The following is a 25,965-nucleotide window of genomic DNA, read 5'->3' as shown; positions in this document are numbered from 1 at the left end:
TGCCGGCGGCGGCGATCACACCCCCGCGGCGGTGATCACCGCGTCGGTCGCGAAGCCGAGCAGCAGGCCGAGCAGGATGCACCAGGACGTCAGCTCCTTGGTCGCCGCGCTGCGCCGGGCCACGGCGAGCAGCTCGATGACGACGTACAGGATCGATCCGGCGGCGAGACCGAGGAAGGCGATCGACAGCAGGTCGTTGACCACGCGCTGCCCGAGCAGGGTCCCGAGGAAGGTGGGTCCGCCGCCGATGAGGCCCAGCAACAGGAGGGTGCCCCAGGGTGGCCGCTCCCCCGCGGCGTTGAACGGGGCGACGATACCGAAGCCCTCGGTGGCGTTGTGCAGGCCGAAGCCGATCACGAGCAGGACGGCGAGCGAGATCTCGCCCTGCGCGGCGGAGTTCCCGATGGCCAGACCCTCGGCGAAGTTGTGCAGGCCGATCCCGGTGGCGATCATCAGCGCGAGCCGGCCGGCCTGGGAGCGCACGCCGGGAGCGAGCTCCGAGGCCGTCGCGGCGCCGGGCCCTGCGTGCGGACCCGCCCCGGCCCGCCGCCGCCCGGCCCACCGGGCGTAGTACACGAGCCCGAGGAGTCCCACCGCGAGCCCTACGGACAACACCAGCCCTCCCCGGACCGAGGCACCCGGGTCCCCGTCGGCGAGCGCCTCGTCGACCGGCTCCCAGGCGTGGGCGAGGATGTCCCACAGGAGGAAGACCAGAATGCCGATCGCCACGGCATTGAGCCCGGCCTTCAGCCGGGGCGACGCAGTACGCAGCCGCCCGAGCGGCAGCCCGAGGAAGATGGTCAGACCCGCGATGGCCCCGAGGAGCGCGATCTGGGAAGCGGACATGTCAGCTCCACAGCAGAGGTCGACGAACCAATGACTTAGGTAAGCCTTACCTAATCGTAAACCCCTGTCCCGTCGCGTGCTCGCGAGCCGGTACATGTTCGGCAGCGCCTGCGGGCCTTCGGCCCGATCCGGTTGAATGGCCGCCATGGGAAACGCACCGGGCTTCGGCGAGGACGACCTGCGCCGGCTCGCCGGATCACGCTCGTTCGACCGTGGCCTCGGCTACCTGTCCGCCGTGTCCGCGCTGGAGATCGGGGACGGGACGATCGCGGCGACCGTCGACGGCACCGACGCCTACGAGGTCGAGCTGACGAACCACGAGGACGGGCTCACCGGCTGGTGCGACTGCCCGTACGGACAGGAAGGCAACTTCTGCAAGCACTGCGTGGCGGTGGGCCTGACCGTACTGGCGCAGGCGGAGTCGGTGCCCCGGCAACGGGCCGCCGCCGCATCCAGGACCCAACAGCTGGACACCTGGCTGGAGTCGAGGAGCCGGGAAGAACTCCTCTCCCTGGTACGGGAACACCTCGCGGGCGACCGCACCCTGCGCCGCCGGCTGGAACTACGGGCGGCCACCAGCGGGGACGACCTCGACTCGGTGCGCGAGCGCATCAGGGGCCTCCTCGACACCCGGCCCTTTGCCCGTTACGGCTACGTCGAGTACGCGGACACCCGCGCCTACGGACTCCAGGCCGCCGAGGCGGTTTCCGCGCTGCGCACCCTGACGGAGACCGGCAGGGCGGCGGACGCGGTGGAGGTGGCCCGGGAGGCCATCGTCGCCCTCGGCCGGACCTACGGGGAGATCGACGACTCGGACGGCGTGCTCGGCGACGTGGCGAGCGGGCTGGCCGAGGTGCACCTGAACGCCTGTGCGGCAGCCCGCCCCGACCCGGTACGAACCGCCGACTGGCTGGTGGACCACCTCCTGGGGGACCTGAACCACGCCACCGACATCGTCGTGTCCGACTATGCGGACGTCCTGGGCGAGGCGGGCCTGGCCAGGGCGCACGAGCTGGCGACCGCGGCCTGGCGGAACAACCCCAAGGGCTGGTCGGAGAAGTACCTCATGGAGCAGCTACTGAAGACGCAGGGCGGTGTGGACGCGCTGATCGCCGTCCACGCGGCGGACCTGTCTCCGACGGGCGCCACGCACCTGGTGATCGCCCAGGAGTTGGAACGGGCGAACCGGGCGGCCGAAGCCCTGGACTGGGCCGAACGCGGCCTGCGGGAAGCCGAGCCCGACCGCGGCCCGGACAGCCGTCTGGTGGAGTTCGTCTGCGAGCGCTACACCCGGGCCGGCCGACCGGCCGACGTGGTGGCCGTCCACCGCGACGTGCTGCTGCGCCGCCGCACCCTCGCCGCGTACCAGGGCCTGCGTACGGCAGCCCGCACGGCCGGCTGCTGGGACGAGACCGAACGGGCCCGGGCCCTGGACGCGCTCCGCGCCGACACCCGGCCCCGCAAGAGCCTCGGCCACCCCGGATCGGTCCTGGTCGACGCCCTGATGGACGACGGCGACCACGACGCCGCCTGGGCGGCAGCCGCCGAAGGCTTCGCCGACGACCGTCAGTGGCTCGCGCTCGCCGACCACGTCCGGGACCGCCGCCCGGCCGACGCCCTGCGCGTGTACCTGCGCCTGATCGACCCCCTCCTCACCCGAACCGGCGATGCCACGTACGAGCACCTGACCGAGCTGCTGCTCTCCACCCGGGCCTGCCACCGCGCACTGGACACGCAGGACGCGTTCACCGCCTACATGACCACTCTGCGCGCCGGCCAGAAACGCAAGCGCAAACTGACGGCCCTGCTCGACCAGCACGGCCTGTAGCCCGACGGTGGGGGTGGCCGCCTCCCGGCCCCGACATCACGCCAGGTCGGACAGGAGGACGTCGAGGAGCGTCTCCTCCTCGACGCGGACGCCCCGTTCCTCCAGTGCTCGGGGCAGCTCGGGGTCCCAGGGAGCCTCGACCGACCGACCGGTGAGGGGCGGGCCCCCCGGTCGGGCGAGCGCCGCCGCCCGGTAGTCGGCGGCCGTGTAGCGCCATGGCCGCCAAGGGACGCGGCGCAGGAGCGCGGAGGCGATGCGCAGGCCGCCCCAGTCGAAGTCCCCGTGGTAGAGGAGTGCCGCTCCGCCCTCGTGCAGGTGGCGCAGGAGGGCGAGGGCGGCGGCCGACGGCTGGCCCTGGAGGCAGACCAGCGGCGCGGAGTGCGGGCCGTGCACATCGGCTGCCGCCGCGAGCACCGCCGGGTTCTCGCAGATGCGGAGCGCCGCTGCGGGCACGCGCGGGGAGCAGCGGACGAGCTGGCGCAGGGTCAGGACGGACGGCTCGCCCGCGTCGGCCATCCAGTCCAGGGCGGGCGTGCCCCGCAGGTTCAGGGTCAGGACCGTCGAGGACAGCTCGTCGCGGAGCAGGCCCGCCGATGCCCATGCCTCCCGGCGCCGTTCGGCGCCCGTGCCGTCGGGGAAGCCGGTCAGCGCGCGGATTCCGGCCAGCGTGAGGGTGGCCAGGGGCGTGCCGTCGTCCAGGGCGTGGGCATGGCCGAACAGCCGGGCCGAGAAGGCGGGAAGCGATACCGGCGGGTCCACGGGGAGGGCGCGGAGGGCAGTGGCGACTCCGCCGAGGAGGTCCCGGGCCGCGGCAGGCGTACCGGCGAGGCGTCGTACCAGGCCGTCGCCCCGTATCCGGTCGGCCCAGCCGGCAAGGGCCGGAACCTCCTCCGCGAGGGCGTCGAGCACGGCGTACGCCTCCTGCCAGGCCCGTGCCTCGGCCGCACGGGCCGGGCCGAGCAGGACGATCGGCCCGGTGAGCGCGGCCACGGCGGCGGACAGGCCGTCGGGGCTGATCCCGGAGCGGCGCAGGACGGCGTCCACCTCGTCGAGCCGGACGGTCAGGGAGCGTCCGCTCCCGGGGGAGCGGCCCAGCAGCCGCTCCGCCGATGCCCGCTGGGCCGCAGTGGGCGCGCCGAGTGAAACCGGACCGGTGAGGGGCTGTCCGCGCTCCAAGCGCCGGCGCGCCCGCTCGACCAGCCAGTCGAGGCCGGGGTCGCCCAGCAGGCGGCGCAGTCGGGCATCGTCGACCGGGGCGGTGGCGGAAGTCAGGTCCACAGCGGTTCCGTTGCGGCCGTCGCCTCGGCGGGCGCTTCCGGACGCGTACGCTGCGACCGCACCGGGTCCTCGCGGCGCAGCCGCCGGGTGCCGTCCCATTCCCAGCGGGTCACGAGTACCGCAGCCACCTCGTCGATCCGCGAGAGTTGGGCGATGGCGACGCCGGGTACCTGCGGATAGCAGGCCCACTCCCGTTCGCTCGTCATCACCACGTCCAGGTCGAACGCGTGCAGCAGGCCCAGGCACTTGGCGCGCGAGTCGTCGTCCACGCCCGCGAACGCCTCGTCGAGGGTGACCAGGCGCGGAGCGTACGGGCTACCCGCACTCGCGTAGTGCGAGGAGGCGGCGGCGAACAGCGGTACGGACACGGCGAGGACCCGCTCGCCGCCCGAGGCCGGGCCGGTGGCGGGGACCCAGCGGCCGTGCTGGTGCCGCTCGACCCCGAATTCGTGCCAGGCACGGTAGTCGAGCGCGGCGGTGAGGTGTTCGAGCCAGCTGCCGGAGGTGTCGTCGCTCTGCTGCCGGGCGATCTGTGCCTGGAGGAACTCGCCCACCGCCGTCCGGTCCTCCGGCGTCCAGGCGTCGGCGGACTGGCGCAGCCGTTCACGGGCCGGGGCGAGGCCGGACGGGGCCTTGCGGGAGGCCCGCCAGACCAGGCGCAGTTTCATTCCGGTGGACGTGGGGCGGTTCTCCAGCTCGGCGTTCATGTCGCGCACCTGTCGTTCAGCGGCTCCGATGAGTTCCTGGAGGGTGCCCGCCACCTCGGTGATCAGGTGGGTTTCGAGGATCTCCCGTTCGTGGGCGGACAGGATGCGGGTGAGTTCGCCGACCTCGGCGGTGAGTGCCTCGGCGAGTTCGGGTACGGCACGCTCGCGGCCCTGGTAGACGATGTCGACGACCATGCCATCCTCCACCATCCGGGCGGAGGCGGTGTGCCCGTGCCGGGAGAGGGTGTCCTGCAAGGTCTTGAGTTCCTCGCTCAGCCGGCGCTGTACGCGTTCCCACGCGCCGTCCGAGTCGTCGGCCGATGCCAGCCCGGACTCGATGGCGCGGGCGAGCGCGATCGCCGGGGAGGCCGCCCAGGGGCCGTCGCCCGCGGGCGGCACCGCGAGGTCCGGCAGGGCGACCGCGATCAGGCCGGTGGCGGTGAACCGTTGGAGTCCCGCGATGGCTTCCGCGCGCGCCTCGGCGGCTTCCGCGAGACCCTTTTCCAACTGCTCGATGCGGCCTTCGGCCCTGCTCGCCTCCCGGTCCGCCTCGGCATGGAGCTTGCGGGTGAGCCGCTGGTCCACGTCGCAGGCGCGCAGGGCTTCGGCGGTCTCGGTGAGCCGGCGTTCGAGTTCGGCGACGGCCGCGCCGACGGTGGAGCGCAGCGTGGTCTGGCGCTCGTCCGCTGCCGCCGCCTCGCGCCCGGCCTCCTCGGCGCGCAGCGTGAGTTCGGCGGTCCGCTCCCCCGCCCGCGCGGCCTCGGCGCGCTCCTCCTCCGCCCGGCGGGCCGCCTCGCCGCGTTCGCGCAGGGTCGGCCACAGTGCGGCCAAGGCCACGGCGAGGGAGCCGTGGGCCCGGCGTACCTCGGCAAGACCGGCCCGGTCGGCGGGCAGGCCCAGTGCGCCGGCGGTCTCGGCGAGTTCGGTGGCGGCCCGTTCGGCCCGCCCGGCGGCCTCTAGGAGGTCGGCGGCACGCTCCTCGCGCCGCAGGCGGGCCCGGCGCACCGACTCGGCGGTGGCGGTCACCTGGGCGTGCGCCCGGGTGAGGGGGCTCTCGTCGGGTACGCCGGCGAGCTCGGCATCGAGGGTGCGGCGGCGCACGGCCAGCTCCTCGATCTGCGCCACGACCGACTCCGACTCCAGCTGGAGCAGGTCGAGTTCACTACGCAGGGTGGTGATGCGGGCCCGTCGCGCCGCCTCCCGGGCGCCCTCGCCGACGTACTCGGCGGCGGGCTTGGTCCAGCGGCCGGTCAGCGTGCCGATGCGGAAGCGCCCGTCCGTCCCCGCCCAGGTGCCTGCTCCGCCGTCCCTTCCCGCGCCGATGGCGGCGAGCAGCCGTGCCACCGTGTTCTCGCCGACCGCTGCGGCCTGCGCGTCGCCGCCGTCCACGGCCGGGCACAGCAGGGCGGCGAGCGAGGGTCCGGTGACCGGTCCGGTCGTCGGGGAGAGGAGTACGTCGTGCCCGTCCGCGGCGAGGGCGGAGCCGTCGGGGAGCACCCAGGCGTCCAGCAGTCCGGAGGCTTCCAACGCCGCCTCCAGTCCGGCGCGCTCCTGTTCCGGGAGGCCGTCGCGGAAGTCCACCAGCCGCCACAGCGGTGCACCGGAAAGCCGCTCCCGCAGGCCGGGCGTGCGGGTGGGCGGGGGCTGAGGGCCCCGCTGGCCGCCGGCCTCCAGCGCGGTGATCTCCTCGCGGACCCGGCCGGTGCGTGCCATGAGCTCCGCGGCCCGGCGTGCTGCTTCGGCCGCCTGGTCGGCCAGTCGTGCCGAGGCGGCGCCGTGGGCCCGGGTTGCGTGCGCACGAGCCGGATAGGGGCCGTCGAGGTGCCGTGTCCACTCCTGGAGTTCGTCGAGCAGGCCGGCCAGGTCGGCGCGGTCCAGCTCGGTCCAGGCGCGGGCGTGTTCCCGTACGTCGTCCAGGAGGGCCTGCCCCGCCCGTGCGGCGCCTTCCTCCGCCTGGACCTGCGCCGTGGTGGCCTGGTCGAGGTCGGTATCGGCCTCGTCGAGGCGGACGGATGCCCGGCGCTGCCCGTCGGCCGCGCGCTCGGCCGTCTCCGCGAGGTCCTCCACGTGGGCGAGCGCACGATGCCCGCGGTCCGTCGATTCCTCGGCCGAGCGCCGCAGTTCGGACTCGGGCAGTCCGTCGTCCCCGGGCAGCTCGATCCGTGCGGCGGCAGCCGCCTCGTGTGCCTGGCGGAAGGTGTCCTCGGCCATCCGACCCGCGGTGCGCAGCCGGTTCTCGGCTGCGCCGAGCCGCCCGAGGACTCGGGTGTGCAGACCTGCGGCCTGGTCCCTGTCGTCGCGGGCCCGCTCCAGGGCGCGGGTGGTCCGCTCCACCGTCCGGGCTGCCTGCTCCAGCTCCCGGGCGCTGCGCATCTCGGGGCCCTCGCGCAGGGCCGCGTCCTGGGCCCGTAGGCGCGCCAGTGTCTCTTCCAGGGCGGCGATCCGCTCCTCGGCCGCCGCCCTCGCCTCCTGGGCGCGGGTCTGCTGGGACTGCGCCTCGGTGAGGTCGCGTTGAAGGTGCTCGTAGCGGGAGTGTTCCCCGCGCGGGAGGCGGGCGCGCCGGCGGGTGGCGATCCGGGCGTAACGCCGGTAGTGGTCCAGGAAGGCCGTGGCGGCCCGCTCGGCGGCGGAGGCCGCAGCCAGTTCCTCCTTCTCCTCGTCCAGGGAGCGGAAGGCCTCGGCCACGTCGGCGATCACCGCTTGGTCCATGGGCGGCAGGGCTTCGGTGAGGGCCCGGGACAGGGCCGCCTCGTTGGGGCGCTTGGACAGCTGCGGTTGGCGCAGTTGGATGAGCAGGTCGACCAGGGCGCCGTACCGCTGTTCGCCGAGTCCGAAGAGTGCCTCGTCGACGGCCCTGCGGTAGGCCTTGGCCTGGTCGTACACCATGCCGTGGCCGGCGACGGCCTCGGCGAGCCGGTCCCGGGAGAGGGCCGTGCCGGTGCCGTCGAGCAGGCTGATGGACTCCGCCGCGGGTGTTCCCGGGCCGTGGTCGACGCGCTGGCTGGTGAGCGCGTACCAGTGGCGTGCGATGCCCCGGCCGCTGACGGCCTTGAGTCCGCAGAGCAGCGTACGGAAGTGCCGCTCGCCGCTGTTGTCGTCGAGTCTGCCGAACTCGATCCAGGTGTAACCGAGCCGTTCGGGGTGCGGGTGCTCGCCGCCGAGGAGCAGGTTCCACTCCATCCGCTTGCCCGGGTCGCCGTCGGGTTCGACGCGGCGCGAGCCGAGGTCCCCGTCGAGCAGGAAGGGCAGGGTCAGGGCGAGCACCTTGGACTTGCCGGTGCCGTTGTTGCCGCGCAGGAGCAGGCGCCCGTCCCGGAAGTGGAATTCCTCCACGTCGTAGTGGAAGAGGTCGACGAGTCCGATGCGCAGGGGCTGCCAGCGGGATCGCAGGGGTTCGGGGAGGCGGGTCACGGCTTGCTGGCCTTTCGCTGCGCGGGCATACGTGCGGTGCCCGGTCCGATGACGAGGGTCTCGCCGATCGCGTACCGGGCGAGGGCCGGGCGCGGCGCCACGCCGTGGGCCGTACGGGAGACCAGCCCGAGGGCGGCGAGCCGGGCGACCGCCTGTGCCACGAGTTCGGCTTCCATGCCCGGCTCCCTTGCGGACTTGGCCCAGAATCCGCCGTGCTCGGCGGCGAGTTCCCGGACCCGGAGCGCCAACTGGTCGGCGCTGACGGGGCCGCCCGCCGCGGCCAGGTGCTCGGCGAGCAGCAGCGTGATGTGACCGTGGGTGCCCTGCTCGGGCATCCGGAGATCGGTGAGGTCGTCGTCGGGGTCGACCATCGCGATGCCTTCGGCGCGCACTTCGGGGACCAGTCCGGTCAGCTCGGTGATGCGCGCGGTGAGAAAGCCCCGCTGCCGGGTGAGGTAGCCGAGCTCGGCATCGCTCAGCTCGTCGTAGTAGAGGACCGGGTCGTCCAGGAGCCTGCGGGTCAGCGAGCGCCGTATCGCACGGAAGCGCAGTTCGTCGCTGTCCAGGGCGGTCTCGGCGACGAGTTCGGTCAGGCGGTCCGGGAGGGTGTCGGCGTGCACGGTGGAGGGGCCGCGGCGTGCGGCGAGCAGGCCGGCCAGCACCCGCCGTTCCACGTCGTACAGGACGTCGCCGGCACCGCTGACGTACGCCTCCTCGTCGCCGGCGACGCGCCGCAGCACCCCGAGGTCGAGCAGGAGCCTTACGACGGCGGCGAGGTCGAGGCGTTCGTCGCGGCGGTCCAGGGTGAACTGGATGCCCGCCCGGGCGAGCTGCGGGTCGGCGGCGTCGAGGACGACCTGATGCGCGAGGCGGCCGAGGGCGATCTGGGCCTCGCCGCGTTCGAGGGCGGCGAGGGCGAGGCAGAGCAGGACGTAGCGGCGGCGGGTGAAGGGGGCGGCTGCACGGGTCACCTCGCGCGCGGGGTGGGTGGGATCGGTGAGGACGCCGGGGATCTTGCGCAGGCGGGCGGCCTCGGCATCCGTCTGGAGGGACCAGCCGGTGTTCCGGTCGAACCATTCGCGGAGCTCGGAGGCGTGTCGGCGGACAAGACGGAACTCGTCCGCGTAGCGGCCCCGGGCGAGGAGGAGGGGCTGCTTGAGCAGCGCGCGGGCCGCCTTGCGCAGGTCGGCGGCGTGCTGCCCGTCGAGTACCTCGGCGAGGGGGGTACTGCTCATCGGGCGCCGTCTCCGTCCGTGAGATCGATGATCTCGATGAGGTGGTCGGGACCGCGGAACGCCCCACCGGGGGTCCGGATCTCTGCGGTGCCGCCGTCGGCGAGGGCGCTGAGCCGGATCTCCATCGAACCGTCGTTGCTGGTGGCCACGGTGTGCCGCATTCCGGGCCGCCAGGTGGCCAGCGCGTCACCGAGCAGCTGGAGGAAGAGCCCGAAGGACACGGGGTCGAGTTCGCCGAGTCCGGAGAGCCGGGTGATGCCGTCGGTGACGAGCCTGGCGCGTGCCGCCGCGATCTCGGCGGTCTGCTTGGCTGCCACCTCGGCGAGCAGGCGGCGCGACTCCTGCCGGTCCTCGACCTTGCGGGGCTTGCCGCGCCTCTCGTAGCTGCCGGTACGGCGCAGCTGGGGGCTGATCTGCAGCGGCTCGGCGTCGGCCCACGGCGTGGCGGCGGGGACCGGCAGCGCCGCACGGGCGGCGAGGGTGTCGGCGTCGACCGTGAGGTGTCGGGCGGGGTACAGCCCGAAGGCGGTGCGCCACAGTCGGTGCCGCGCGTCGTCGTCGGGGGCCTCGGCGAACCAGCGGGCTAGGGTACGGAAGTCGGCGGACCGGTCCGATCGCCCGGCCCTGCGCTCGTTCAGCGACCGTACGACGGACAGCAGTTGGGGGATCGCGCCGAGGGCCCGGCCGCGCAGCAGCCTGGCCTGTGACTCGCGCCCCTCCCGGCTGATGAACCACGCTGCGAGCCCGGCCCAGCGCCCGGCCCACCGCTCGTACGCCTCCCGCTCGGCGTGCTCGGTCTCCTCCGGCGAGGCGTCGGCCGCCTCACGGGCGGCGGCGGCCCGCAGCAGCGGCTCGATGCTCCCGGCGTCCTCCAGCTCCAGGATCAGCCGAACGATGCGCCCGCCGAGGGTGATCAGGTCCTGGATGAACCGCTCCAGGTACTGGATGAGCCGGTCCTTGTAGGCGAGGAAGACCTCTTCTTCGACGTCGTGGAGGTCGATGGTCCGCTGCAAGGACCCCATGAAGGCACGGGCGTTGTCGGCGAGAGCGGCGAACCGACTCGCCAGCGTGTCAAGCGCAAGGTGAGTTTTGGCCTGATCCGGCTGTTCCTCGGCCGCCAGCACGAGCAGGGCCCTCAGCTGGGTGACGATGTCGTGCAGGGCGACGGCCTGCAGCGCGCCGCGCCGCCCGAGCGCCTCGTCGTAGACGCCCAGCGCCTCCTCGGCTGCTTCTCCGGCCCAGGTGAGCTGGTAGATGAACCGCTTGCGGTAAAAGTCCTCGACGGCGGTCACGCGCGCGGTATCGGGATCCGCGCGCAGGTTCCCCCAGCCGACGAGACTGTCCAGCGCTTTGACCACGACGTCCAACTCAACGGCTCGCGCTTCGGCCGGCAGCGCGGCGTGCACGTCCTCCGGCCGCAGGTGCACGGCGAACCGCTCCTTGGCGATGACGAACACCCGCATCACCTGACGGTAGAACGCTGTGTTCTGCACGGTGAGATGGGCGAAGGGGCTGTAGCCGTCCGGTCGTGGTCCCGGGGCGCTGGTGGTAACGGTCATCGCCGGCCATTGTCCCTCAGCCACCGAAGCCGCAGACGAAGACGAAGCCACTTGGCTGATTCACACCCGCGCCGCCGACCCCCGCGGGGCGCGCATTCCCGGCTCGTGCGGCACGCCGGCGCTTCCCGGCATTCACCGCCGCTCCGGCCTTCCGGCCTGATTCGAGGAAACGCGAGAGGAGCGGGGAGCGGAAACCCTACGATGAATTCCATGAGTGCACTGGTCTTCCTCCTGTCGCTCGGAACGGTCTGTCGCGTCACACGATTCCTCACCAAGGACGCCCTCGCTGCGGGGTTCCGCTCCCGGGTCGCCGACCGTTTCGGCGAAGACTCCCACCCGGCGTATCTGGTCACCTGCGGATGGTGCGTCAGCATCTGGGTCGCGGGCGCCGTCACCACGCTCGCCCACTGGGCCGGTGAGGAAACGTGGTTCCAGGCGGGCGCCATGACGCTTACCCTTTCCTACCTCACCGGCCTGGCAGCCAACTGGCTTGACTGACGGCTGCGTCGGGAAATCCTCACCATCGCCGCCGCGCATATATATGACTATGTGGCGGCGAGTGTCGGCTTGCGATGCCCGGGGATAAAGGGTATAGGGAACGAGCCGGGGGCTCGACCCTGCCCCGGAACTCCCCCGGCCCGCCCCTTTGACCGGCCGCCGGAGCGGCCGAACAGAAGGAGGAAGACCATGGCATGCAACTGCGGACGCGCCGGCCGGTCCACGATCGTCTACCGGCTGGTCCTCCCCAACGGGGTCACACGCCAGTACCCCACGCGACAGGAGGCGGACGCCGCCAACAGGAGGGCGGGCGGGCGCGGCTCCATCACGGCGGTCCGCCAGTAGTACCGCCGTCAGCCCCGGGCAGCGGCCCGGCCCACGTGGACGCGCCCCCCGCAGGGGCGCGACGGACGTACAAAGGACCGTAGGCCGCACCGCACCACCGCACCACCGCGCCGATGACGCGGCGCGGACCCGGTATGCACCCCGCTCCCACCTCGGCGGACCGCCGGAAGGGCGACACCCTCATCAGCAGCCCCTCGGCACACCGGACAGCCGGTGTACCGAGGGGCTGCGGCGTGCCGTGGCAACCCCGGAATTCCGGATACCGCGCAGCAATACCGCGGTTCGTCTCAGCGTGAAGTCCTCCACTTTCCGTCCACGAGTCCGCCGGACTGTCGCGGGCGCGCAAGTACGCCCCGAACTTGCCCGGTTGTGCGCCCGGCAAAGACGGCGGAAAGGGAAGCCTTTTCATCTACCACGGAGCAGCACGGCGAGAAGGGTGCGCCAGGGCGCCGGGCGATCCGGGTTTACCGCCTCTCACGCGCCTGAGTGCGCTGAGCTGAACGGGTGGCATTCCGTTCGCCCATCTAGCCCAAGGCCCCATTCGGAATGCCTACTGCTGATATCAGCAGGTGATGTTCCCGACTCCGCCTGGATAAGGGCTCTTACCGGAACGCCGCACGAGCGTGTTCGCGTACGTTCCGCGCTCGGTCCCCACGCCATACGGGAGAAGGAAATCACCCTGCTTTCGTGGGCCATCCGAAAGGGAGCCATACCATGGCCAGTTCGAACACCACCGTGACCTCAGCACCGGATCCATCCGTCTTCGGCGAGTCGGTCGTCTTCACCGCGACCGTCCAACCGGAAGTCGCTGGCGGCCCCACCCTGACCGGCAGCGTCGAATTCGTCGTCGACGGCGTGTCCGTCACGACGGTGCCGCTCGACCTGAGCGGCCAGGCACAGTACACGACCAGCGATCTGGAGGTCGGTCTCCACGGGGTGCTGGCCAACTACTCGGGCGACGCCGAGTACACCCCGTCCACGGGTGCGGACACCCAGGAGGTCACCCTCGCGCAGACCACCACCACGCTGGCCATCGACCCCGAACCCTCGGTCTGCGGCGAGACGGTGACCTTCACCGCACAGGTGACCCCCGTACCGCCGGGCGCGGGAACCCCCACCGGGCTGGTGTCCTTCATCATCAGCGACGACGGTCCGGTGCTGACCGCCCCGGTAGACGTGAACGGGCAGGCACAGGTCAGCGTCAGCGACCTGGGCGTCGGCTTCCACCAGGTAGCCGTCTTCTACGCCGGCGACACGCACTTCAACGGGTCGAACTCCGCCCTGATAGTCCACGTCGTCAACCAGGCGCCCGTCTCGGTCGCCGTCTCAGCCGTCCCCAACCCGTCGGTGTGCGGCGAGACGGTGACGCTCTGTACCACCGTGGCGCCGGTCTCCTCGGGCGTCGGCAACCCGTCGGGCTCGGTGACCTTCACCGGTCCCGGCGGGCTCAACGAGACGGTGACCCTGGACGCGGGCGGCGAGGCGTGCGTCACCACGACCGTGCTGGAGACCGGCACGGTCACCGTCTCGTACGGCGGCGACGAGTGTTACGCCAGCGCGACCGGCACCACGGATGTGGCGGTCAACCAGGCGTCGAGCGCGGTATCGGTGTCGGTGGACCCCAGCCCCTCGGTATGCGGCGAGACCGTCACGGTCTGCGCCACGGTCACAGCAGTGGCACCCGGCAGCGGCACCCCCACTGGAACGGTCACCTTCACCGGCCCCGGCGGACTGAACGTGACAGTGGCCCTCGACGCCGACGGCACCGCCTGCGTCACCACCAGCAGCCTCACCAGCGGCACGATCACCGCCGTCTACAACGGCGACGGATGCTTCTTGCCGACGACGGGCTCGCTGGACGTGGCGGTCATCCCGGCGTTGAGCGCGGTATCGGTGTCGGTCGACCCGAGCCCGTCGGTATGCGGCGAGACCGTCACGGTCTGCGCCACGGTCACAGCAGTGGCACCCGGCAGCGGCATCCCCACCGGAACGATCACCTTCACCGGGCCCGGGCTGAACGAAACGGTGACCCTCGACACCGACGGCACGGCATGCGTCACCACCAACACACTGGAAGCCGGCACGGTCACCGCCCTCTACACGGGCGACACCTGCTTCTTGCCGTCGACCGGCACCTCCGAGGTGACGGTCAACCAGGCGTCGAGCGCGGTATCGGTGTCGGTCGACCCGAACCCCTCGGTATGCGGTGAGACCGTGACGGTGTGCGCCACGGTCACAGCAGTGGCACCCGGCAGCGGCACCCCCACCGGAACGATCACCTTCACCGGCCCCGGGCTGAACGAGACGGTGACCCTCGACGCCGACGGCACCGCCTGCATCACCACCACCAGCCTCACCAGCGGCACGATCACCGCCGTCTACTACGGTGACGGATGCTTCTTGCCGTCGACCGGCACCGTGCCGGTGATCGTCAACCAAGCAGCCAGCACCACCACCGTGTCGGTGACCCCCAACCCCTCGGTATGCGGCGAGTCCGTGATGGTCTGCGCCACGGTCACGGCAGTGGCACCCGGCAGCGGCACCCCCACCGGAACGATCACCTTCACCGGCCCCGGCGGACTGAACGTGACAGTGGCCCTCGACGCCGACGGCACCGCCTGCATCACCACCACCAGCCTCACCAGCGGCACGATCACCGCCGTCTACAACGGCGACGGATGCTTCTTGCCGTCGACCGCCACCGCGGATGTGGCGGTCAATCCGGCGTTGAGCGCGGTATCGGTGTCGGTCGACCCGAACCCCTCGGTATGCGGCGAGACCGTCACGGTCTGCGCCACGGTCACGGCAGTGGCACCCGGCAGCGGCACCCCCACCGGAACGATCACCTTCACCGGCCCCGGCGGACTGAACGTGACAGTGGCCCTCGACGCCGACGGCACCGCCTGCATCACCACCACCAGCCTCACCAGCGGCACGATCACCGCCGTCTACAACGGCGACGGATGCTTCACTCCGTCGACGGGCTCGCTGGACGTGGCGGTCATCCCGGCGTTGAGCGCGGTATCGGTGTCGGTCGACCCCAACCCGTCGGTATGCGGCGAGACCGTCACGATCTGCGCCACGGTCACAGCAGTGGCACCCGGCAGCGGCACCCCCACCGGAACCCTCAGCTTCCTGCTGCCCGACGGCAGCACTCAGGTCGTCGGGCTGGACGCCGGCGGCACGGCGTGCCTGACCACCAGTACTCTCACCAGCGGCACGGTCACTGCGGTCTACAGCGGCGACGGATGCTTCTTGCCGTCGACGGGCTCGCTGGACGTGACGGTCAACCCGGCGTCGAGCACGGTGTCGGTGCTGGTCGTCCCCAACCCGTCGGTATGCGGCGAGACCGTCACGATCTGCGCCACGGTCACAGCAGTGGCACCCGGCAGCGGCACCCCCACCGGAACGATCACCTTCACCGGCCCCGGACTGAACGAAACGGTGACCCTCGACACCGACGGCACCGCCTGCGTCACCACCAGCAGCCTCACCAGCGGCACGGTCACGGCCACCTACGACGGCGACTCCTGCTTCGCGGGCTCGGACGGCCTCTTCGACGTGACGGTCAACCAGGCGTCGAGCACGGTGTCGGTGCTGGTCGTCCCCAACCCGTCGGTATGCGGTGAGACCGTCACGGTGTGCGCCGCGGTCACGGCAGTGGCACCCGGCAGCGGCATCCCCACCGGAACGATCACCTTCACCGGCCCCGGACTGAACGAGACGGTGACCCTCGACACCGACGGCACCGCCTGCGTCACCACCAGCAGCCTCACCAGCGGCACGGTCACGGCCGTCTACAGCGGGGACACCTGTTTCACGGGTTCGGTCGGGACCTTCGACGTGACGGTCAACCAGGCGGCCAGCTCCACCGCCGTGTCGGTGAACCCCAATCCCTCGGTATGCGGTGAGCCGGTGACGGTGTGCGCCACGGTCACAGCAGTGGCACCCGGCAGCGGCACCCCCACTGGAACGATCACCTTCACCGGGGCCGGGCTGAACGAGACGGTGACCCTCGACGCCGACGGCACCGCCTGCGTCACCACCACCAGCCTCACCAGCGGCACGGTCACCGCCGTCTACAACGGCGACGGGTGCTTCTTGCCGTCGACCGGCACCGTGCCGGTGATCGTCAACCAAGCAGCCAGCTCCACCACCGTGTCGGTGGACCCGAGCCCCTCGGTATGCGGTGAGACCGTGACGGTGTGCGCCACGGTCACAGCAGTGGCACCAGGCAGCGGCACCCCCACTGGAACGATCACCTTCACCGGCCCCGGTGGACTGAACACGACAGTGGCCCTCGACGCCGACGGCACGGCCTGCGTCACCACCAGCAGCCTCACCAGCGGCACGATCACCGCCGTCTACAACGGCGACGGATGCTTCACTCCGTCGACCGGCACCGTGCCGGTGATCGTCAACCAAGCAGCCAGCACCACCGCCGTGTCGGTGACCCCGAACCCCTCGGTATGCGGTGAGACCGTGACGGTGTGCGCCACGGTCACAGCAGTGGCACCCGGCAGCGGCACCCCCACCGGAACCCTCAGCTTCACCGGCCCCGGACTGAACGAAACGGTGACCCTCGACGCCGACGGCACCGCCTGCGCCACCACCACCATCCTCACCAGCGGCACGTACTCGGCCACCTACAACGGCGACTCCTGCTTCGCGGGGTCGGCCGGGACCTTCGACGTGACGGTCAACCAGGCGGTCAGCTCCACCACCGTGTCGGTGGACCCCAACCCGTCGGTATGCGGCGAGAGCGTGACGGTGTGCGCCACGGTGACGGCGGCGGCCAGCGGCACCCCCACTGGAACGGTCACCTTCACCGGCCCCGGGCTGAACACGACAGTGGCCCTCGACATCGACGGCACGGCCTGCGTCACCACCACCACGCTGGGAACCGGCACGGTCACGGCCGTCTACAACGGCGACGGATGCTTCACCCCGTCGACGGGCACCGCGTCGGTGACCGTGAACCCGGCGTCGAGCGCGGTATCGGTGTCGGTCGACCCGAACCCCTCGGTTTGCGGCCAGTCCGTGACGGTGTGTGCCACGGTCACAGGAGTGGCACCCGGCAGCGGGACCCCCACCGGAACGGTCACCTTCACCGGCCCCGGCGCACTGAACGTGACAGTGGCCCTCGACACCGACGGCACCGCCTGCGTCACCACCACCACGCTGGGAACCGGCACGGTCACGGCCGTCTACAACGGCGACGGATGCTTCACCCCGTCGACCGGCACCGCGGCGGTGACCGTCAACCAAGCAGCCAGCTCCACCACCGTGTCGGTGAACCCGAGCCCCTCGGTATGTGGCCAGTCCGTGACGGTGTGCGCCACGGTCACAGCAGTGGCACCAGGCAGCGGCACCCCCACCGGAACGATCACCTTCACCGGCCCCGGCGGACTGAACGTGACAGTGGCCCTCGACGCCGACGGCACCGCCTGCGTCACCACCAGCAGCCTCACCAGCGGCACGATCACCGCCGTCTACAACGGCGACGGATGCTTCACCCCGTCGACCGGCACCGCGCCGGTGACCGTGAACAACGCCCAGACCACGACCGCGCTCACCGTCACCCCCAGCCCCGCGGTCTGCGGCCAGCTGGTGACGTTCTGTGCCACCGTCACGACCATCGCGCCGGGCAGCGGCACTCCCACCGGGACGGTGACCTTCAGCGGTCCCGGTGGCTTCAGTCAGACCGTCACGCTCGGCGGGAGCGGCACGGCCTGCGTCACCACCACCGCGGGCGCCAGCGGCACGGTGACCGCCGTATACAACGGAGGCACCTGCCACAGCCCCTCCGCCGCGACGGCGAACCTGACCGTGAACCCCGTTCCCACGACGCTGACTGCGGCCCCAGCGCAGATCCGTCTGCGGGTGAACGGCACGTTCGTCATCCCGTCGATGAGCGCCACGCTCAAGGTCACCTCCAGCGCCGCCCCACTCGCGGGACAACTGGTCACCTTCAAGGCGAACACGGTGCTCGGCCCCATCGTCCTCGGGACCGCGCTCACCAACGCTAGCGGGGTGGCGACACTGGCCCCGCCGACGCTGCCGGTTCCCAGCACGGTGATCACAGCGTCGAACTACACCGCGTCCTTCGCAGGGACGGGCTGCTACGCCTCGTCCTCCGTGTCGGCGCCGCTGTCACTCGTCCTCTTCCCTCTCCTTCCCTGACCGCACGCCGGTCACCGCTCCGGGAAGCCACGGGCCGGAGCGGGGCCGGCTGACCGGGGCGGCAGCCGCCACCCCGGTCAGCGGCCACCGTGAACACGCGTGGTACCAGAGATGGCCGGGGCGGCGCCGACGAGGAACTCGGTGCCGCCCCGGTCGGCTGCGGTGGTCGCCGGACTCCGCACCGACGGGGAAGTCATGGTGCCGACCCGGCCCAACTCCAGGCACTCGTCGAGGGCTCCGGGAACTGAGCTGCCCGGCGTGGACCGCGATACCGGGACCCGCCCCAGCGCCTCGTCGTACGCGGTCAGGGCCTCTCAGCGGCCTCTCCCTCCCGCGTCAGCTGGTAGATGAGGCGCGTCACCGTGAGCCGGTAGTGCCGGCGAGGGTCGGAGTACCACGGCTGGACGGGGACGCCGGTCCTGTACACGCGGAAGGAAGCCCTCCTGCTGACCGCGCGGCTGCTCCTGCTCCGGGGCCGCGGCTGGGTCGAACCGGTCCTCACTCCACCCGAGCCGCGGCATCTCGTCGCACAGCAGCTCCTCGCCGCTACCCTGCAACAGCATGAACTGGGCGCCCAGTTGTGGCCTGATCAATGGACTGATCGCCCTGCTGGGCCGTACCAGAGCCACCGTCCTGACCGTGATCGCCGACAACGCACTCTGTACGACCACCCAGCTCGCCGCGCATACGAAGATCTCTCTCGCCAGTGCGAGCGAGCACGCAACGATCCTCCGCCATGCCGGCCTCACCGCCGTCACCCGCGATCACAAGCACGTTCGGCACAGCATCAGCTCAGCAGGTCTCGCCCTCCTCAACACCACCATGACCACGTGACCTTGTGCCCAAGCAGTGGGGCAGCAGCCACTCAGCCGCATGTGGAGTGGTAAGGGAGCATGGGCAGGTACTGCTGCCACTGCGGGCGGGTCGGGGTATCGGTGTTGGCGCAGATCTGTCGGACGCTCTCGTCCGAGGCCAGCGGCCACAGTCGAACCGTGTTGTCCCATCCGCCGGTGGCCAGGGTCGCGCTGTGGGGGACGTATGCCAGTGAGGTGAGTTCGGCAGTGCTGATCGCGAGGCGTTGGCCGATCGCCGCAGGGTGGGCCGGGTCCGTGACGTTCCACAGGCGCACACCGTCTCCGCTGGTGGCCAGAGTGTGCCCGTCGGGGCTGAAGGTCAGGGCGGTGACACGGCTGGTGTAGCCGCTCAACGGCGGCCCGAGGAGCGTGGGGTGGTTGTGGTCGGAGATGTTCCACAACTTGACGTCGCCGTCTCCTGGGCCGCCACTGACCAGGGTTGAGCTGACCGTGGCCAGGGTGTCCCCGTCCGGGCTGAGTGCCATCCACCGTGCGCCGCCGGTGATGGGCGGCCCGGAGCGGGTCGGACGGTCCGGATCGGTCACGTCCCACAACTGCACCGTGTCGGACGTATAGCGACCGGCTACGGCGAGGGTGCGCCCGTCGGAGCTGAAGACGAAGCTGGTCTGCATCCAGCTGCTGGTGCCGTCACCGTCAGTGGTGATCGGTTTGCCGCGTAGCCGGGGATGGACCGGGTCGGACACGTCCCAGAGGCTCACGCTGTGTTCGCCGCCGACGCCGACGACGACGGTGCCGGTGGCGGTGGCGAGGGTCCGTCCGTCGGGGCTGAACCCCACTGACGAGACGCCGGTTCCAGAGCCCACGGAGAAGTTGATCTGTGAGAGGACGGCAGGCTTGGTCGGCTCTTCGAGGTTCCAGAGGATCACGCGCCTCTCGCCGTTGGCGAGGGTGGCGAGGGTGCGGCTGTCGGGGCTGAAAGCCAGGGATATGACGGTGTCGCTGAAGTCCTTGATCATGCTGAGGGGGGTGGGGTGCGCTGGATCCGAGGTGTTCCAAAGTCGCACGGTGTTGTCGCCGGAGGCAGAGGCGAGGACGCGGCCGCTGGGAGCGGGCACGGTCGAGGTGACGACTTTGGTGTGGCCGGTGAGCAGGGCGGTGGGCAGGTGCCACAGCTGCACCGTGCGGTCACCGCTGGTGGTGGCGACCGTGCGGCCGTCGCGGGCGAACGACATGGCGGCCATGTTGCGGCCGGCCAGAGGCGGGGCGATCGACGTCGGATGGGCGGGGTCGGCGATGTTCCACAGCCGGAACGTCTGCTCTCCGCCGGGGGTGGCGAGTGTGCGGCCGTCCGCGCTCAACGCCATCGCGCTGATGTTGCCGAGGTAACTCGTCACCGGGCCGCCCCACGCGACCACGTGCGTCGGGTCCGTCACGTTCAGCAGCTGTACGGCGCCGCCGTGGCCGATGGCGAGGGTGCGGCCGTCCGGAGTGAACATCGCGGCGCCGAGAGCGGTCCAGATCGTGCCGAGCGGGACAGGGTGGGCGGGGTCCGTGACGTTCCACATCCGTGCTCCGCCTTCCACGGAGGAGGTGACGAGGGACCGACCGTCAGGGCTGAAGGTGACAACGTTGACTGCGGAGGCGTGCTTGAGGGGCTGACTCAGCGGGACCGGGTGGGCGGAGTCCCTCACGTCCCACAGCTGTTCCTCGGTGTAGCTGTCGGTGCCGGTGGCCAGTGTGTGCCCGTCAGGGCTGAACGCCAGTGGTCTGCCGCCGGCGGTGTGCGCGAGGGCGGTGCCGAGCGGGCGGGGACGGGCCGGGTCCGTGACGTTCCACAGCCGTACTCCGGCGTTGCCGGGGAGCGGGCCGGAGGATGTGGCGAGTGTGCCCCCATCGGGGCTGAACACCATCCAGGCGATGCCGGAAACCCGGAGGGGCTCGCCGAGCGGGACGGGCTGTGCCGGGTTCGTCATGTCCCAGAACCGCACTACGCCCGTGTCTTTGGCGTCGTCGTGGCCGGCGGCGGCGAGCGTACGGCCGTCAGGGCTGAATGCCACCTTGTGGACGCTGGAGGAGAAACCGCCCAGGACGGTGGACAGCGGCTTGTTCGCGTCTTCGACCAGGCGTGTGTAGCGGTCTCCGGTGGGATGCAGTCGATACGCCTCGATGTCGACCCTGGCTGCGAGTGAGGGGTCGGTGGCGTGTAGCTGGTCCGCTCGTGCGGTGACCTGGCTGATCAGTGCGGTCTGCTGTTGGGTCCGCGCGAGGTCGCGCTGGTGGAGGGCGAACGCCCCCGTCGTCACGGCGGCGAGGACGAGCGCTGTGACGGCGATGCGGCCCCTGCGGAACTGTCGGGCGTACCGATCGGCCTCGCGCAGGGTGGCGGCGAACCTCACGTCACCGGGACGGGGAGCAGTTGCGGAGACTTCGAGCCGGTTCGGCTCGGGTGCCACCAGTCGGAAGCCTTTGCGACGCGCGGCAAGCAGCTTCGCGTCCAAGCCCGCGACCCTGAGCAGGCGACCGTCCGTGTCGAGGGCGCCGGTCACCACGGTGCGCGGGCGCTGTCCGCGGAAGACGTCGCGGAGCCGGCCCGCACCGGACCGGCTCCGCAGCAGGGTGCGAAGCCCGAGCGCGAAGGCAACGCCGAGGGAGGGCCCCTCGATCCGTTCCGGGGCCGAGGGTTCGTCGGACAGGATGATCCGCCACACCACGCAGCGGCCCGCGGCCGGCGCACCGGCCAGGTGCCAGGCCGTGGCCAGCGCGGAGGAGAACTGGGCGTTCGGGCTGCGCACCCCGTCCATCGTCCGCGGGTCGGGATACAGCCCTGCCGGTCCCGGGGTGAACTCGCGCAGTTCCAGAATGCCGGTGGCGCCCTTGGCGGCCGGGGCCTCCCCGCTCTGTCCGGGTGAGCGGCCGAAGACCACGGGGACCCGCACGACAGGGCGTCTGCGCGGTGCGACGCCCGCCATCATGAGCGCGGCGACCACCAGCAGTCCCTTGGCAGCCGGCGACGGCCCGTCGGGAGCAGCGGCATGACCCAGCTGCCGGCTCCGTTGGAGGAGCGTGTCGATTCCGCCGGCGAGACGGGGCGAGAGTTCGGCGAGTCCCTTGCCGGAGGGCTCCGCGGGCCCGGAAGCGGCCTCGGAGCACAGCAGTCCGCTGCTCTCCCACGCTTCGAGCAGTCGTAGGAGTGCGCCGTCGTGTTCCTCGGCATCGCACTTCGGTGCGACGAGCGCTCTGGCCAGCAGGAGGGCGTGATCGGCTCGCAACACAGCCGCGCGCTCCTGGTCCGGCGCGGTCGCCCCGAGCCAGGCGCGCAGTTCCTCGCAGCTGCGGCCGGCGAGCCACGCCGGATCGTCGCGAACCGCCTCGCTGCAGCAGCTCCACCACAGCGCCGACTCGCCCAACAGCTCCCGGACTGCGGCCTGCGGGCCCGATGCCCGCTCCAGCACGTTCTCGACCGTTGCCCGAGCCGCGGGGCCGCCACGGGTTGTCCGCCGGCGCAGGCCCGTCCGGCGCGTCGCCACAGCCTGTGAGGGGGCTGCTTCCTGAGAACCCGCGCGGTGCCCGGGTCCCGCTGCCCCCGTCACCGCAGCTCCTGGTCAATGGCGCGACGAAGACCGGGCTCCGAAATCAGCGCCCGCACCTCGCGCCAGGCATCACGGGTCGCGTCATTGAGCGAAGCGCCGACCGACAACGTGACCGCCGCGACGTCCCACGTACTGTCCGGACCCACGGGTACCGTCACGGAGGCCGTCCACCCCTGCCCGACGTAGCCCGGGAGCCGGACGTACGAGGCAGCAGGGCCATAACGCGCCCGCACCACAGGCACGAGCAGCACGCGCTCGGAACCGGTCCCGTCCGCGTACCTGACCGCCGTCATCAGTGGCGCGGCGCCCTCGACGCCGTGCACGACGAGTTCCAGGCTGTACCCGGGGACGGAGCCCCCGTGCCTGCGCACGAGAAACCGGGCGCTGCCGTCCGGGGACGACGCCTCCAGCAGCACGGTGTCGCCTCCTGCGGCGGCCAAGCCGCCCGTCTTCGGAAGCTGTGGGAGACGAAACCAACCCGCAGCAAGCGGCTGCGGGCGTGACCGATCGCGTGCGGCCCCGGAAACCGGATGCCGGTTCCCGGTGGGCTTCTCGGCGTAGCCGCCCGGGAGGACGGGCGCGGTGGCGAGCGGTGCGGAGGGCAGGTCCGCGCCGATGAACGAGGCCCACAGCCGCTGCCACAGTGTGTACCCCGCGCGGGCGCGAACCCCTGTCGGGGGGCGGTGGGCGTACGTGGTGCCGGTGAACGAGCGCCAGGAGCGCCGGGCGACCGAGCCGAACGTCATGACGACGCCTCCATCGGGACGGGAGGCGTTCCCCCGTGATCCGCCGAGGTCGAAGGTGTCTGCGGCGGTGCTTCGCCGGGGGCGCGGAGCGCCTCGGCCGGTGTGGTCGCACGGCCGATCTGGGCCAGCAGGGCCGGGGCGGAGGCGCCCACGGTCACCGCTGCGTAGATTCCGGTGACCTCGGTGTGGAGCAGCCACCCGGCCGCGCCTCCCAGCGCCACGCGCACGAGTGCGGCGAGCGAGTCGGCAAGCGGGTCAATGAACCTGCCGAGCGGTGGGAGCGGTGTGTCCGAAGCTCGCGCCGCATGTCGCGCCTCTTGCCAGCCGCGTAAACGTCCGTAGGTGACGACCGCTTCGGCGATCAGTCCACCGCCCGCCCCGGATGCCACGGCCTCGATCCACGTCAGCATCAATCCGCCCCTAGTCGACCTCATGTCGCAGTTCCTGACGGGGAGTTAGCGTACGCCTTCGACCTCCCCGCTCCGAGGGCGCAAAGGCTCCTTGAATGCCGTCCACGTCATGCACGGCAGCGTGCCAGATGGCGCTGACAGTCACCGGAGGGACGACCTCGTACCAGACCGTCTTGATTTAGGGGCCCGCGCACGTCGTCCCCCAGTGACTGGCCAGCGCTTCGACGAGGAGCAGACCGCGCGCCCGGGCTCGTCTTGGGGGAAGCCGGCGGAAGGGTGCCGGGTACGGGCGGGCGGCGGTCGGTGCGTGCGTCGGTCAGCTCGATACGGCGTCGCCGGGTCCACAGGCCTGGCTATCACCCCACCGACGCCACCCTGAAAACCTCAGTAGCCTGTCGGTATGTCAGAGCGTGTCATGCCCGGTCGCACGGACGGCCTGATCAGCCTGGTTGCCGCGGACGCTCTGTGGGTCGACTTGACGGCCGACAGTGCTGTGCCGACGGCTTCTGAGGCGTTCACCTGCTCTCCTGCCCGTGCCCAGGTGGGGTACGTCCTGCTCGGCGGCCATGTGGTGGCGACGGTGAGGGCGAGCGGCGGTCAGTGGAGTGTTCCGGAGGTTGAGGTGCGCCGGGCGGCCGCGGAACTGAACGCGGTGGGGATGGATCGGCAGGACCTGGTCCGCATCGGTCCGTTTCGTGGGGCGCCGAGGCAGGAGCGCAACGACGAAACGCCGCTGCGTTGGCGCCAGCGCATCACGGGGGAACTTCAGGAGCTGGGCGGACCTGAGCGGGCAGCACGAGGTGAAGTCGGCCGGCCGTACCATCTGGCGGGGATCGAGTGGCGACAGATGCTCGTGGAGCAGACCCGCGACGGGACGCAGCGGACGTGGTGGCTGCCGCGCGCCGTGGTCAGGCTGCTGGACGCGGCCGAGCACGCCGAAACGCAGTGGGTGCGAGCCGCGCGGGCCCGCCAGGCAAGCGCAGCCGTCACCGAGCCGCCCTCCCACCCCCGGCAGGCCCGGCACGTCGGCGGTCGGCAGACGCCGAGCCCCGAGGGCCCCACCGCCTCACTGCGTCCGTATGACAAAGAGCTGGAAGGCCAGCTGTATTCGGTGCTCAGCAGGAAGCCCGGTACCTCCCGCAGGGTGGCTGGGTGGGCGTGCGCCGTCTGCCGCACTGCGCCCGCCACCGTGCTCGATCACTGCCACGAACACGGCTACGTCCGCGCGCCAGTCTGCCAGTCCTGCAACACACAGGAACGCCCCGACCACCTGTACAGCAACGACATCCGCGTGGCGAACCGCTACACCCGCCTCTTCCACACCGACACCGACGACTGGCTCCGCCACTGGCACCGCTGCCCCGGCTGCCGCGCACGCACCACTCTGCCTCTGCCGCACCTCGCCGCATGGACCGCCCACATAGCCTGCCGATCGCTGCGCCCGACCCACCGCGCCCCCCGTGGACGCAAGCCCTGCGGTGTCCTGCGCGTGTCCTGGACGGGCAGTCAGAACGCGCCCCGTTCCTGCCTGCTCACTGTCGCCGTCGAATTCTGCCCCTCCGGCGAGCACCGTGTCCTTGCGCGAGTCCCCTACCGCGAAGCCGCCGAGCGGTTTCGTGCCTGGCTGGCCGAGACGGCCCCTGCCGTGGCCGCCGCGGCCGGTCCTGACCGCCTGGACGGCCTCCCTGCCCAGTTCCGGCCAGTCATCGCGGACACCAGCGGCGAGGACCTGGAACTGTTTTGAGCGGGCACCGACAGACCTGACACCCCACCGTCACCTCGCGGCTGCTAGCCCCCGACACGGTCACCCCCGCACGCCCGGCGAAATGCAGAGCAGAGTCCCGCGGCGCAGTGTGCGTCACAAGATCGGCGCGCTGCTCGTCACCAAGGGTGCCGGGCACGGGTCACTGCAACGGACCGTCGCGTTCTGTCCGATCAGCCTTCGCTGTCGATTTGTTGATCGATACGGTGAGAGGTGATTGTCGTCTCGGGTAGGGGAGCTGATGGATCTCGCGGACAGACATCAGGCTTTGGCGCGTGGTGCGCTGTTGGTTGCCGAGACTGCCGAGGACGCCTACCAGCTGGGTGCCCTTGACCGCTTCCTCAAGCCATGGATCCGGGGCAGACTGCACTCACTGGCCGGTCTGCTCGACAGTTGCGACACCAGACGTCAGCTGGCCGAGGACACAAGAGCCTTGGCTCAGACGGCCGCTGAGTACTCGGAGCTGCGGGACCAACTCTTTTCCGACGTTCACCACACGCGCCCGGAGCCACCATGGCGGATCGTGGGACAGAAGACGATGGCGATCCGGGCGCAGTGCGGAGTACTGCTGCGACAGCCGACGTTCGTCCTGCGGCGCCTGGATGCCGGCTCGGACGTCCCCGGCGCAGCAACCTGGGACTTCACGGTGATCGCTAACCTCGTGCTTTCATGAAGCACGGTGTCCGACAGGTGATCAGGTAAGCGAAAAGTGCCTCTGACCAGCAAGAATGAGGATTGTCGAGGTCCTTGTT

General features: G+C 71.5%; 15 protein-coding genes. 7 read left to right on the top strand and 8 right to left on the bottom strand.

What is annotated here, in order from left to right:
* Positions 1 to 15: 15 nt before the first annotated feature.
* On the bottom strand, positions 16 to 846 hold the full coding sequence (locus ABZZ20_RS06120) for a ZIP family metal transporter (RefSeq protein WP_356867278.1): 831 nt from the start codon (positions 844 to 846) through the stop codon (positions 16 to 18).
* A gap of 145 nt (positions 847 to 991) precedes the next feature.
* On the opposite strand from ABZZ20_RS06120, the gene ABZZ20_RS06115 reads away from it, so the two are divergent.
* Positions 992 to 2,674, top strand: coding sequence for an SWIM zinc finger family protein (locus tag ABZZ20_RS06115; protein WP_356867276.1), 1,683 nt, complete (start codon positions 992 to 994; stop codon positions 2,672 to 2,674).
* A gap of 36 nt (positions 2,675 to 2,710) precedes the next feature.
* On the opposite strand, the gene ABZZ20_RS06110 is transcribed toward ABZZ20_RS06115, so the two are convergent.
* Genes ABZZ20_RS06110 through ABZZ20_RS06095 form a run of 4 tightly spaced genes read right to left on the bottom strand, consistent with a single transcriptional unit; the run spans position 2,711 to position 10,864 of the window.
* Entirely contained in the window at positions 2,711 to 3,952 is a 1,242-nt protein-coding gene (locus ABZZ20_RS06110; protein WP_356867274.1) for a TIGR02679 family protein, read from the bottom strand.
* A complete protein-coding gene (locus tag ABZZ20_RS06105; RefSeq protein WP_356867272.1) occupies positions 3,943 to 8,070 on the bottom strand; it encodes a TIGR02680 family protein in 4,128 nt (1,375 codons plus the stop codon). Before ABZZ20_RS06105 ends, ABZZ20_RS06110 begins: the two co-directional genes overlap by 10 nt.
* Positions 8,067 to 9,305 (bottom strand): TIGR02678 family protein, encoded by a 1,239-nt coding sequence (locus ABZZ20_RS06100; RefSeq protein WP_356867270.1) that lies wholly within the window; start codon positions 9,303 to 9,305, stop codon positions 8,067 to 8,069. Before ABZZ20_RS06100 ends, ABZZ20_RS06105 begins: the two co-directional genes overlap by 4 nt.
* Entirely contained in the window at positions 9,302 to 10,864 is a 1,563-nt protein-coding gene (locus ABZZ20_RS06095) for a TIGR02677 family protein (RefSeq protein ID WP_356867268.1), read from the bottom strand. Before ABZZ20_RS06095 ends, ABZZ20_RS06100 begins: the two co-directional genes overlap by 4 nt.
* Before the next feature lie 210 nt (positions 10,865 to 11,074).
* Here ABZZ20_RS06095 and ABZZ20_RS06090 point away from each other — a divergent pair, with 210 nt between their 5' ends.
* From ABZZ20_RS06090 to ABZZ20_RS06075, 4 genes are all read left to right on the top strand, one after another.
* Positions 11,075 to 11,362, top strand: coding sequence for a hypothetical protein (locus ABZZ20_RS06090; protein WP_356867266.1), 288 nt, complete (start codon positions 11,075 to 11,077; stop codon positions 11,360 to 11,362).
* A 189-nt stretch (positions 11,363 to 11,551) separates the two neighbouring features.
* Entirely contained in the window at positions 11,552 to 11,707 is a 156-nt protein-coding gene (locus tag ABZZ20_RS06085; protein WP_356867264.1) for a hypothetical protein, read from the top strand.
* 714 nt (positions 11,708 to 12,421) lie between these two features.
* On the top strand, positions 12,422 to 17,890 hold the full coding sequence (locus tag ABZZ20_RS06080; RefSeq protein ID WP_356867262.1) for an Ig-like domain-containing protein: 5,469 nt from the start codon (positions 12,422 to 12,424) through the stop codon (positions 17,888 to 17,890).
* A 561-nt stretch (positions 17,891 to 18,451) separates the two neighbouring features.
* Positions 18,452 to 18,724, top strand: coding sequence for a winged helix-turn-helix domain-containing protein (locus tag ABZZ20_RS06075; protein WP_356867260.1), 273 nt, complete (start codon positions 18,452 to 18,454; stop codon positions 18,722 to 18,724).
* A 31-nt stretch (positions 18,725 to 18,755) separates the two neighbouring features.
* Here the strand turns inward: ABZZ20_RS06075 and ABZZ20_RS06070 are convergent, their stop codons facing one another.
* From ABZZ20_RS06070 to ABZZ20_RS06060, 3 genes are all read right to left on the bottom strand, one after another.
* Positions 18,756 to 22,157 carry a hypothetical protein gene (locus tag ABZZ20_RS06070; RefSeq protein ID WP_356867258.1) on the bottom strand — a complete coding sequence of 1,134 codons (3,402 nt, stop codon included), beginning with the start codon at positions 22,155 to 22,157 and terminating at the stop codon, positions 18,756 to 18,758.
* A 134-nt stretch (positions 22,158 to 22,291) separates the two neighbouring features.
* Positions 22,292 to 23,041 carry a hypothetical protein gene (locus ABZZ20_RS06065; protein WP_356867256.1) on the bottom strand — a complete coding sequence of 250 codons (750 nt, stop codon included), beginning with the start codon at positions 23,039 to 23,041 and terminating at the stop codon, positions 22,292 to 22,294.
* Positions 23,038 to 23,475, bottom strand: coding sequence for a hypothetical protein (locus tag ABZZ20_RS06060; protein ID WP_356867254.1), 438 nt, complete (start codon positions 23,473 to 23,475; stop codon positions 23,038 to 23,040). The genes ABZZ20_RS06065 and ABZZ20_RS06060 overlap by 4 nt, the downstream gene beginning before the upstream one ends.
* Before the next feature lie 376 nt (positions 23,476 to 23,851).
* On the opposite strand from ABZZ20_RS06060, the gene ABZZ20_RS06055 reads away from it, so the two are divergent.
* Both ABZZ20_RS06055 and ABZZ20_RS06050 read left to right on the top strand, forming a co-directional pair.
* On the top strand, positions 23,852 to 25,195 hold the full coding sequence (locus tag ABZZ20_RS06055) for an endonuclease domain-containing protein (protein ID WP_356867252.1): 1,344 nt from the start codon (positions 23,852 to 23,854) through the stop codon (positions 25,193 to 25,195).
* Positions 25,196 to 25,454: 259 nt separating this feature from the next.
* Positions 25,455 to 25,886, top strand: coding sequence for a hypothetical protein (locus ABZZ20_RS06050; RefSeq protein ID WP_356867250.1), 432 nt, complete (start codon positions 25,455 to 25,457; stop codon positions 25,884 to 25,886).
* The last annotated feature ends 79 nt before the right edge of the window (positions 25,887 to 25,965 follow it).

Source organism: Streptomyces sp. NPDC006430, from assembly GCF_040612395.1.
Taxonomy (GTDB): domain Bacteria; phylum Actinomycetota; class Actinomycetes; order Streptomycetales; family Streptomycetaceae; genus Streptomyces.
The sequence above is the reverse complement of the archived record's forward strand: the minus strand, read 5'-3'. Positions and strand labels throughout refer to the sequence as shown.